This is a genomic window from Aeromonas sp. QDB14 (genome assembly GCF_027707845.1).
GTDB classification, from domain to species: domain Bacteria; phylum Pseudomonadota; class Gammaproteobacteria; order Enterobacterales; family Aeromonadaceae; genus Aeromonas; species Aeromonas caviae.
Genome location: NZ_JAPCJD010000033.1, coordinates 41,916 through 49,206 on the forward strand (window position 1 = coordinate 41,916; position 7,291 = coordinate 49,206).

Sequence of the window (7,291 nt, forward strand, 5' to 3'; positions counted from 1 at the left end):
ATTACCGTATTATTTTTTGATACGCTAATCTGGCGGAAATTTCACATGTGAAATTTTTTGCGTCACCGGTCATCTTGGCCCGTAACCCAGAGTGAGTTCACGGATGGGAGCAATAGTTCAAAAAAATCCCCGAGCGATGCCCGGGGACTTGTGTATAAGAGATAGCCCTAAAGGGGAATCTAGTCAGACTGCTACCGTTTCAACTGACCGAAGTATTACCAAAAAGATGAGCCAACGTGCTCCCCTGTTTGAACGTCACAGCCGTCTAAAACGAGCCGTATAGTGCTTTTTTTTCTGCCTGCATTGCTTGCATAAGCATCTTTGGGGGTAATGAGCACACCATAGAATAGCCAGCCAACAAGAGCACCTTGCCAAGAAAAAACAGCAACCAAAAACCAGAAAGTAAGATTTAGTCGCGAGTATTTTCGCAACAGATCCAGCATGGGTTTGAGCCAGTAAACAACTGGGATGGCTAAAACGGCATAACCCCAGCCAGTGACCTCAAGCATTGCCCAGCCAAGGACGACAACAGCCATAAAAAATATATTAATTAAATCTTTCACGGTGACCTCCCTTAATATTTCATATCCATATTATCGCGATTTCATAAAATGCAACCATAAGAACACTATGATTTAATCATTAATGAGTAAAGGCATAGGGAAATGTTCATTAGTAGAGTCGGCAACAATAATAGTCCCTTCAGCCATTGTGGTGAGGTGAAAAGATGATGGATTACTTAACCTTTTTGCGGTGTGATAAATAATTCAGGTTTCCCGGCGGCCAAGATAACCGGTGCTGTGTAGCCACCAGAATCCATCTTTTGTGATGCAACGAATATGAAGGCCCATGATGGAAGTTCCCGGCTAATTCTTGCAAGCAACTGGTTTTTATTCAGATTAGCTCCCTTGGGGATGTTTACCTCGATGCGGGAGTAATCTGTCACATCATCTGCATAGAACGTGTAACTTTTTTGCCCAGATGCTATAAAATCAGGAGTTTTTTGTGCATTTTCGGTGGGGGCGTGAACCACAGTACTGATATTGCAGGTTTTATCATATTTACCTCCTGCGGTCTCCCAATCTGGGCAACCATGTTCGGGTGCAGGGCTGACGCATCAGTGTTTATACTTTGAACAACCCCATACATTCGAACAAATATTGTTCATTCAGACAGCAGAGCCTGCGCTTGTTGGCCATGCTTAGATTACGTGATTTGTTTTGCTTCAGCATGTTCAGTATCCACTGCCTGATGACCGCTAAGTTTTCCCCAGCGAAGCCCGCTCTGGCCTGAAGTTGATCCTCTCCGAACGCAATATCTAAAGTCCAGTGCAGCAGATTTTCTACCGACCAGTGCGCTCGGGTTGCCTTCAGCGCTGAGGTGGCATCCAACGCTCGGCTACTTATATAAAATCTCACGAAATCATAGCCTTTGCCATTTTCAATTCGCTCAGCCTGCACGGCTATGATCGTCTTCGCTTTCCACTGCTGGCAAACTGGCATGCTTTCATCAACCATCAGAACCCAACAACGTCGATGCTCTTTTCGCCCATGTTCTGAGTCAAATTGTTCAGTAAAGCCGTGCCCCGAAACATCGGTTTCATTCTTATCCCAATACGCTTGGAACTGTTCTTTTACTTCAGTATTGAGGCTAGGTTGGTTGTCTTTCACTGCAAGCAGGTAATCACCCGACTTTTTGAGGATGGTGTCGGCGATTTTTACCTGTGTACCCATCGCATCAATACTGACTAAACACCCTTTTAATTCAAGAAGTTGGAGTAGCTCAGGTATTGCCGTGATCTCGTTAGATTTGTCAGCGACTTTTTGCTGGCCAACACACATCCCCAGCTCAGTTGACCAGACATTGACCATATGAACAGCGTTGGCACCTCGCCCTTTAGCGGTAGCACGAAGAGCTTTACCATCAACCGCTAGTTGGCCAACCAGCTTATCATCGCCCATGATGTCGCCGATCCACGCTTGAAAAATGGATTTCAGACTGGCGGGAGGCAGAGTGGCAAAAATGCGGTTGAATGTGTCGTGTGATGGAATGCCGCCAGGCAAGCTCAACCAGCGCCGGAACCATGGCTCTCGCTCTTGAGCAAACAAGGTAATCTCGCTCCAAGTATCAAAACCGCACATCATGGCGCAGATGGCCATGAAAACAACCTCTGACAAGATATGCGAGCACTTGGCCTGATTGCGTGGGTCTGGAATTGATTCAAGGTAGTCGAGCAAAGACTTCTGGGCCATAAAAATAAACAGTTAGTTAAGATCTCGACTATTTACAGCTTGGCAACGCAAGGTACAATTAAAATCGTACTTGGCGCCGCTCAACTGATCGATACTTGATCAACTAGCGCAAAGAATGATCATGCGTCGGCCCTGTGTTCGGGTGCAACAATTCGAACTGATGAATGAATGAACTCTGACACCAAGGGGAATTTCTGATACTTATTTTTGCTATCTACAATAAATTTTATATTTGCTTGCTGTAAGGACTTCTCAATACCATCGAATAGGGTGCTCGACATCATTTCCCAAGCTTTTCGTTTATCACTAGCTTGCGACTCAGAGATCCATCCAAATACGCTATCGCGTTCCATACCCCCTTTCGGTGCAAAGGCGCTGGTCAATAGGCCTAATCCCAGTGACTGGCCCCAATCCAACCCGAATCCGCTCCCAGAGTTGAACAACACTGCATTGCTTGTGGCGTCCAATCCCTTGCTGGTAAAGCTGTCTTTCTGGTCGTTGGGGGCGTCGTAATCCTTGGCTTCCTGGAGTCCTCCAGCCTGAGCCAGGTTATAGGCGCGGCTATGATCGGCCTTGTATTGATAGCTATTCGGTGACATGGCACAACCTGAGGCCAACCCCAGCCCGGTTGCAACGATTATTACTGTTAGCTTCTTCATCATTGAAGTGTCTCCTATGGCACTGTCGTCAGGTTGCCATAGACCCTGAAAAAAACAATGTGATGCAACTATCATATTGAAAATATTCAAAATATCTTCTGAATGAACAATTTTACAGTAGCGGATAGAACGCCCAAGCTGAACAGAAACAGGGTTGTTGTGAAGGGACTCAGAGATGAGAACACTCTCTGTCGTGGCTCACTCAGAGCATCAGGAGAGTCACTTCGCCTATCTGGATGTTTTACTGATTTTTTCTATCCGCATCTTTCACATGTGAAAGTTTTTGCTTCTCTTTGAAGAGATATGCGGCAATCGCTGCTATGCCGATAAGAGAGAGGAAGAGAGTGACCAAGATGACAGTGCTGCTCATAATATATCCTCCAAATAATAAAGGAAACTATGCAGAAAGCAGCCAAAAATGTCAATAAAACATTGATTTTAAAGTGATTTTGTTCTTTACGTACAAAGTTCACTTTCAGGCTTATACACAAGATCGATTTAGCATTGATACTAGGCGTTGTCGTAGCCAGCCAGATGACAAGCTTTATCTTGGTTTTCAGATAGATAGCCCCAGGATGAGTTCCGATACCATCATAGCCAATGGCTCAGAAATGCGCCCTGAGGCTTTACGGGCACTACCTAAGTAGCGTGGTGAGCAACAGCTGTGGTTTTTTGTAACCGGTTTGTACCGAGATCAGTGTCATGTCAGAACCTCCATCTCATCAAGGTGCTGGATCAGAGCTCCCAGCAAGCGTTGGCTGCTTCGAGACAGCCGACGCATCTGCATCAACTGATCATTGAGTTGGCGTATCAGCGCAAAGCCCTCCTCTGTGGCCAAAATGACTGGTTTTTCCCAGTCATGTGCAGGGGTAAATGTCGATTTGTAATACGAAAACTGACCATTGCGCGGCAGGTAATGGCTAAGAACCTTGTGCTTCCCCGATCCTTTTGGCTGCTCAATGAATTGGTTGTAGTACCAGTGGCACTCGAGCTTGAATTGACGAACCCGCGCCCTGCAACCGAAATGCCCCGGATAACCGGGAGTCTGCGTGGTTCTGTGAGCACGATTGTGTTGCCAAAAATAGTCACAGAGGCGATTGGCCAAAAACTCATAGCGTCTCTGCTCTACCTCGGCCATGTCATGTATGGCGATCAGGTACTCCCCGCACTGTTGCAGAGCCATACGGGTTGCTTTATCCCGATCAGCTTGAATTGCCTGTGTGCGACTGATTGTTCGCCATGCATCTGCCATGCGGGAAATGTTCTGCTGTGTCATGTGTCCTCCAGTTCTTGGTTATGACACAACAGATGCTAAACAAGGGGATGCAAAAACCTGCGCTCTGTATCTGCCCTTTTTGGGCACTTTGAGCGATTTCAGGTCCCAACGTAATCATCAGACAACCCATGGACCTGTCCAATCCCTTTCCAATAGCTTATCTGATGTGGGACCCATCAATGACGAGCAATCAAGCGCTACAACTTGGAGCAGGGGCCTTGGGAAATTCGTTCCACCAATTATGTGGGACCTGCCTGTAATGCGGTGAATTCATATCAGTGGAAGGGCTGGGCCAAGCTTTGCGTTGAAGCAGTGTTGGAATCAGCACCTGCCGATTCCTATCTATCTGGAATCTGGCCACTTATTCCCAATGAGTACTCAATGGCGCTCAGATAGGGGATGGATCAAGCCTTGTAGAACGCACTAACACAGGGTTGGCGCATCTAAAGAACTGGGTTCGTAAGGGACCGAAAGCTGATGTGATGCGGTGAGTATTTCAGAAAAGCATAATGTCATTCCAGCTAGCAAAATGTTATTTACGCTCACATATGTGATATGCTCCCTCCCTATTATCGTGACAATCCATAAGAGGCACCGCCATGATCCGTTGCCATCTCGCCCGCATGATGGGCGAACGCAAGATGCGTATTGCCGATGTTGCCAGAGAAACGAGCTTAAGCCGTGCCACGCTGACCTTGCTCTACAAAGAGACGGCACAGAAAGTGGATCTGGAGGCTATTGAGAAACTCTGCCTGCTGTTTGAGTGCCAAGTAGGGGACCTGCTCGAGCTAAAACAAGGGTCCACAGGGCGCGAATGAGAGGGCTCTCATCAAGCTCAATGAGGATGGTTGCGCAAAGCCCGGAAAGGCTTACAGAGCGCTAAAGGCTAACCGCCCTTCAGCAAGACACTACAAGCATCAATCGAACGAATTTCAACAGGAACAACAGCATGACAAGTATCCAACAACGTGCCGCACTACAACGCCAGATTTGGGCTATTGCCAACGAGGTACGCGGCGCAGTCGATGGTTGGGATTTTAAGCAGTATGTCTTGGGCGCCCTGTTTTATCGCTTTATCAGCGAAAACTTTACCAGCTACATAGAAGCGGGGGATGACAGCATCAACTACGCAGAACTGCCGGATAGCGTCATTACTCAGGAGATCAAAGAGGACGCCATCAAGACCAAGGGCTACTTTATCCGCCCCAGCGATCTCTTCGTCAACGTGGCCAAAAATGCCAATAGTAACGACAGTCTCAATACCGACCTTGCCCACATTTTTGCCGACATTGAAGCGTCGGCTAGCGGTTACCCGTCAGAGCGAGATATCAAAGGGTTGTTCGCTGATTTCGATACAACCAGCAACCGTTTGGGTCATACGGTAAAAGATAAAAACGCCCGTTTGGCAGCAGTGCTTAATGGCGTGGCCAAGCTGGATTTCGGCGATTTTGAAGATAGCCATATCGATCTCTTCGGCGATGCCTACGAGTTCCTGATTTCCAACTATGCCGCCAACGCTGGTAAATCCGGTGGCGAGTTCTTCACCCCCCAGCATGTATCCAAGCTGATCGCCCAGCTTGCCATGCATGGCCAAAGTAGCGTCAACAAAATTTACGACCCGGCTTGCGGCTCCGGCTCGCTGCTCTTGCAAGCCAAGAAGCATTTCGACGCCCACATCATCGAAGACGGCTTCTTCGGGCAAGAGCTCAACCACACCACCTACAACCTGGCGCGGATGAACATGTTCTTGCACAACATAAACTACGACAAGTTCAATATCCAACTCGGCGATACGCTGCGCGAACCCCACTTTGGCGATGACAAACCCTTTGATGCCATCGTCTCCAATCCGCCCTATTCGGTGAAGTGGATAGGATCGGACGACCCAACCCTGATCAACGATGACCGCTTTGCCCCCGCTGGTGTGCTCGCCCCCAAATCCAAAGCCGACTTTGCCTTCGTGCTGCACGCGCTCAGCTACCTCTCCGCCAAAGGCCGCGCTGCCATCGTCTGCTTCCCCGGCATCTTCTACCGTGGCGGGGCCGAGCAAAAGATCCGGAAATATCTGGTGGACAACAACTATGTGGAGACCGTGATCTCGCTGGCGCCTAATCTGTTTTACGGCACTACCATCGCAGTGAATATTCTGGTGCTCTCCAAACACAAAACCGATACCCGCACCCAATTCATCGACGCCAGCAGCCTGTTCAAAAAGGATACCAACAACAACGTGCTACTGGACACGCACATCGAGCAGATCATGGCGGTGTTCGATAGCAAAGCCAATATTGCTCACTTCGCCAAGTCAGTGCCTTTCGAGCAAGTCGCTGCCAATGATTACAACCTGTCGGTCAGTAGCTATGTGGAAGCGAAAGACAACCGCGAGGTGGTGGATATTGCCCAACTCAATGCCGAGCTGAAAACCACCGCGTCTAAAATCGACCAACTACGCAAAGATATTGATGCCATCGTCGCCCAGATTGAGGGTTACGGCAGCGAAGGCGAGGAACTGAAGGCATGAGCCGCATGAATTTTTTGGACAAGCTGCTGGATGGAGTTACGGTGGAGTGGCTTCCGTTGGGGGATATTACTCAATATGAGCAACCAACCAAATATTTGGTCGCAGCGAAGAACTACAGCGATAACTTTGAAACCCCTGTTCTGACGGCGGGAAAAACCTTCATCCTTGGCTATACGGATGAAACCGATGGAATCTATAGAGCATCTCAAAACCCCGTAATAATTTTTGACGACTTCACAACCGCCAACAAATGGGTTGACTTTGACTTCAAGGTCAAGTCTTCCGCCATGAAAATGATTACATCAAGTGATGAAAGCAAGGCGCTAATTAAATATATCTACTATTGGCTAAACACTCTTCCAAGCGAGTTGGTCGATGGTGATCACAAGCGACAGTGGATTGGAAATTATTCCAACAAACGAATCCCCATCCCCTGCCCGGACAACCCTAAAAAATCGCTGGAAATCCAGGCTGAAATCGTCCGCATTCTAGATACTTTTACCGAGTGCGTATTCCGGCGAAGTTGAACAGCCATTCCGGCCAACGTGAACACCCTGATCCTTAACGCGCTCACGTCACCCCG

At 48.1% G+C, this 7,291-nt stretch carries 9 protein-coding genes; 3 read left to right on the forward strand and 6 right to left on the reverse strand.

The annotated features are described in order from the left end of the window. Window positions 1–215 precede the first annotated feature (215 nt). The 6 genes from PG887_RS12480 to mobI all read right to left on the reverse strand — a co-directional run bounded on the left by PG887_RS12480 (window position 216) and on the right by mobI (window position 4,187). A complete protein-coding gene (locus PG887_RS12480) occupies window positions 216–563 on the reverse strand; it encodes a hypothetical protein (protein ID WP_270821838.1) in 348 nt (115 codons plus the stop codon). A gap of 176 nt (window positions 564–739) precedes the next feature. Continuing rightward, the gene (locus PG887_RS12485) at window positions 740–1,033 is read right to left on the reverse strand and encodes a hypothetical protein (RefSeq protein ID WP_270821839.1); all 294 of its coding nucleotides are present in this window, start codon (window positions 1,031–1,033) and stop codon (window positions 740–742) included. Window positions 1,034–1,124: 91 nt separating this feature from the next. Further along, a complete protein-coding gene (locus PG887_RS12490) occupies window positions 1,125–2,252 on the reverse strand; it encodes an ISAs1-like element ISKpn9 family transposase (RefSeq protein ID WP_041204928.1) in 1,128 nt (375 codons plus the stop codon). A 119-nt stretch (window positions 2,253–2,371) separates the two neighbouring features. Next, on the reverse strand, window positions 2,372–2,914 hold the full coding sequence (locus PG887_RS12495; protein WP_270821841.1) for a hypothetical protein: 543 nt from the start codon (window positions 2,912–2,914) through the stop codon (window positions 2,372–2,374). A gap of 238 nt (window positions 2,915–3,152) precedes the next feature. Further along, the gene (locus PG887_RS12500; protein WP_270821843.1) at window positions 3,153–3,281 is read right to left on the reverse strand and encodes a hypothetical protein; all 129 of its coding nucleotides are present in this window, start codon (window positions 3,279–3,281) and stop codon (window positions 3,153–3,155) included. A gap of 330 nt (window positions 3,282–3,611) precedes the next feature. Further along, on the reverse strand, window positions 3,612–4,187 hold the full coding sequence (gene mobI / locus PG887_RS12505; protein ID WP_270821844.1) for a conjugative transfer protein MobI(A/C): 576 nt from the start codon (window positions 4,185–4,187) through the stop codon (window positions 3,612–3,614). A 599-nt stretch (window positions 4,188–4,786) separates the two neighbouring features. On the opposite strand from mobI, the gene PG887_RS12510 reads away from it, so the two are divergent. The 3 genes from PG887_RS12510 to PG887_RS12520 all read left to right on the forward strand — a co-directional run bounded on the left by PG887_RS12510 (window position 4,787) and on the right by PG887_RS12520 (window position 7,235). Beyond that, on the forward strand, window positions 4,787–5,005 hold the full coding sequence (locus tag PG887_RS12510; RefSeq protein ID WP_270821845.1) for a helix-turn-helix domain-containing protein: 219 nt from the start codon (window positions 4,787–4,789) through the stop codon (window positions 5,003–5,005). A 131-nt stretch (window positions 5,006–5,136) separates the two neighbouring features. Continuing rightward, window positions 5,137–6,708, forward strand: coding sequence for a type I restriction-modification system subunit M (locus tag PG887_RS12515; protein WP_270821846.1), 1,572 nt, complete (start codon window positions 5,137–5,139; stop codon window positions 6,706–6,708). Next, on the forward strand, window positions 6,705–7,235 hold the full coding sequence (locus PG887_RS12520; RefSeq protein ID WP_270821847.1) for a restriction endonuclease subunit S: 531 nt from the start codon (window positions 6,705–6,707) through the stop codon (window positions 7,233–7,235). The genes PG887_RS12515 and PG887_RS12520 overlap by 4 nt, the downstream gene beginning before the upstream one ends. The last annotated feature ends 56 nt before the right edge of the window (window positions 7,236–7,291 follow it).

Excerpts from the sequence above, each read along its gene's own strand:
- PG887_RS12500 (WP_270821843.1), bottom strand. The coding sequence starts at position 3,281 with ATGAGCAGCACTGTCATCTTGGTCACTCTCTTCCTCTCTCTTATCGGC.
- mobI (WP_270821844.1), bottom strand. The coding sequence starts at position 4,187 with ATGACACAGCAGAACATTTCCCGCATGGCAGATGCATGGCGAACAATC.
- PG887_RS12495 (WP_270821841.1), bottom strand. The coding sequence starts at position 2,914 with ATGATGAAGAAGCTAACAGTAATAATCGTTGCAACCGGGCTGGGGTTG.
- PG887_RS12490 (WP_041204928.1), bottom strand. The coding sequence starts at position 2,252 with ATGGCCCAGAAGTCTTTGCTCGACTACCTTGAATCAATTCCAGACCCA.
- PG887_RS12515 (WP_270821846.1), top strand. The coding sequence starts at position 5,137 with ATGACAAGTATCCAACAACGTGCCGCACTACAACGCCAGATTTGGGCT.
- PG887_RS12520 (WP_270821847.1), top strand. The coding sequence starts at position 6,705 with ATGAGCCGCATGAATTTTTTGGACAAGCTGCTGGATGGAGTTACGGTG.
- PG887_RS12510 (WP_270821845.1), top strand. The coding sequence starts at position 4,787 with ATGATCCGTTGCCATCTCGCCCGCATGATGGGCGAACGCAAGATGCGT.